Origin of the sequence: Nitrosovibrio tenuis, assembly GCF_900109785.1 — a bacterium.
Taxonomy (GTDB): Bacteria; Pseudomonadota; Gammaproteobacteria; order Burkholderiales; family Nitrosomonadaceae; genus Nitrosospira; species Nitrosospira tenuis_A.
In genome coordinates, this window is record NZ_FOBH01000026.1 from 1 (window position 1) to 2,323 (window position 2,323).

Annotated in this window: 3 protein-coding genes; all 3 read left to right on the top strand. The window is 51.7% G+C overall.

The window, feature by feature from the left end; all coding sequences use genetic code 11:
- Positions 1–1,017 (top strand): Agd3-related carbohydrate deacetylase (locus BMX00_RS14205; RefSeq protein ID WP_483869850.1); only part of this gene is annotated, 1,017 nt, incomplete at its 5' end.
- A 66-nt stretch (positions 1,018–1,083) separates the two neighbouring features.
- Positions 1,084–1,509 (top strand): hypothetical protein, encoded by a 426-nt coding sequence (locus BMX00_RS14210; RefSeq protein WP_090829679.1) that lies wholly within the window; start codon positions 1,084–1,086, stop codon positions 1,507–1,509.
- 510 nt (positions 1,510–2,019) lie between these two features.
- Positions 2,020–2,323, top strand: a 304-nt coding sequence (locus BMX00_RS14645; protein WP_177171878.1) for a hypothetical protein, incomplete at its 3' end; no start/stop codon positions are given.

Sequence of the window (2,323 nt, forward strand, 5' to 3'; positions counted from 1 at the left end):
ACCGATGACCTGGTGGCGGCGGTGGTTGCCAACAAAGCCAATTTCCGCTTCATCAGCCACACCTTTACGCATGCAGACATGGATAAGGCGCCGGTTCCGGCCAACAACACCTGTGCTTACCCCACCTTGACTACTCTTGCGGCCATCCAGGCGGAAATCACCAGGAACCGGACTGTCTGGGGGCTTCTGGGTCTTCCTGAGAAAAGCTTGAACAACGGGACGCTTATAAGCGGCAATCACTCCGGTCTGAAAGATCGCAAATGCACTGATGATCAAGCTGACGACGTGGCGTTTGATCAGGGCGGGGCCAATCCCCTCTTCCTTCAAGCTGCTGCCAACGTGGGCGTGGATTATCTTGCCTCCGACTCATCGCAGCGGGCGCAAAACCTCGAGCAGTACATCACCCAGTACGATGATGGCAGCACAGACGATCGGTTGATGTTGCCGCGCTGGCCCACCAATATTTTCTACAATGTGACGAAGCCGGATCAGTTGATGGATGAGTATAACTACATCTTTCACGACAGGTTTGTGAATGCCGGACAAGATCCATGTCAGATACCCGGAGCTGTCTGCTCCACCCGGACCTATGCGCAAATTCTCCAAGCTGAAGCCGATATCGCATTGCGGCATATGCTGACCTTTAACAAGTGGCCTCATTTTTTCCATCAGACGAACCTGGCCAAATATGATGCCAGCGGCAATACACTCCAGTTCGACTGGCTCAATGCTGTCTTCACGGAGTACGAGCGGTTATTGAAGCTGCCGGTCAGGAATTTTCCTTACTATCTGATTGGCGACCGTACCGCGGAGCGCCTCAAGTATAAATCTGCGGTTGTCCAGGCGGTCTGGAATCGCACGACCAACCAGGTGACGCTATCCGCGAACACAGCTGTACCCAACCTGCTTGTTACGGGTCTCGCGGGTGGAGAACTATATGGTGGTCAACTTATCCGGGAAATCGGCGTAAATACAACCCCCAAGGCAATTACGGTCAACCGGGCGCTCACCCAGTGACCATCCTGTGAGCATCCGCTACTTTCGAATATTCTGGCAACACTAAATAATTAGGAGGACCTTCAAATGGTAAATTACATCCACTCGATCCGGGCCGTCCCTGCCCTGCTGATTGTCGCCGTGACCGTGACCATCGGCGTGGGAGCCCCGGTGTTGGCATATGCTGCCGCCACCGAACAGACGGGCAACACCGGACAGGCTGGCAACACATCCCAAAAAGCCAATGATGAAAGAAGAAAGATAGGAGAGGCAAATGACCTTAAGCTAAAGGCGCGGGACCCGTTGTACGCCGAGCAGGCGAAATCTCTGGCGGCGCAATATAAAGAAACGGCGGAGATCGTTGCACGCCAGGGCGGTAACCCCCAGCCGATTCTCGATGCCGCCGCTCAGCTCGAAGGTCAGTCTGAGGTTATTTCAAAAGCCCGTCAGAATAAAAACCTTTCTATTCAGATTCCAGAACCCGCGGCCCATTCCCACAGCCACAATAAATAGCCTCCTTGTTGATAAGCACCTGGGTGCCCCCGTAAAGCCGGGGGCAATCATTCGTTTATTCCTGCTTGCTCCAAACTCCTGCCTCCGCCTTCCATTTTTTATCATGGAAGGGCTTATTTACCCGAAATCGTCTGAAGCGGTCTTCACGACTTTGAAGTAGTTGGGGTGCCCACCTGCGCCTGTCTTCCCCCTTATGGATCCTGTTTTATCCCTTACACCCCTTGCATCCCTTACATCCTGATATCCCGCATGCAACAAGCTTATGCAACAAGAGTTGCGTTTCAGGATGTTCTTACTCTAACTGACCTCTCAAGCAACTCTATCCTGATAGGCTATGCTTCAGGAGGGCATGCCATTCAGCTGTCTGTAAACATGACTGGCAGCGCGCTCATAAAACATTCTTGCTTTTAGCGTGCGAACTCATGTGCGAAAAGAATTGTTGAGTAAAGGATGATCCTGGTATGAGGTTGATTGGCGGATCGACCTTAAACCACTTCAGCCCACTTCAACTTGAAGAACCTTACCGAGAGAAAGCATAAAGCAGAAACTGGTTGCGTGAAAAGCCTGGTGAGTGGAGATCAGGGTGTCGCGAGACAGGGGGGCACTTCTCCACAGAGTGGCTTGAACGCTATTAGCGCAGCAGCAAGCTTGGGTATCGGCTATGGACTTCATAAGTGGTTTCTGATTTCAGGACTTTTTAATTTCATTTGCCGTGTGCGAAAAGGAGATTTCATTCATGAAAAAGAAGAACCCGAGCATGAAATGCTCACTGCTTGTCTCAGTGACAATATGGTTGGCGTCAATTGTTGGAGCA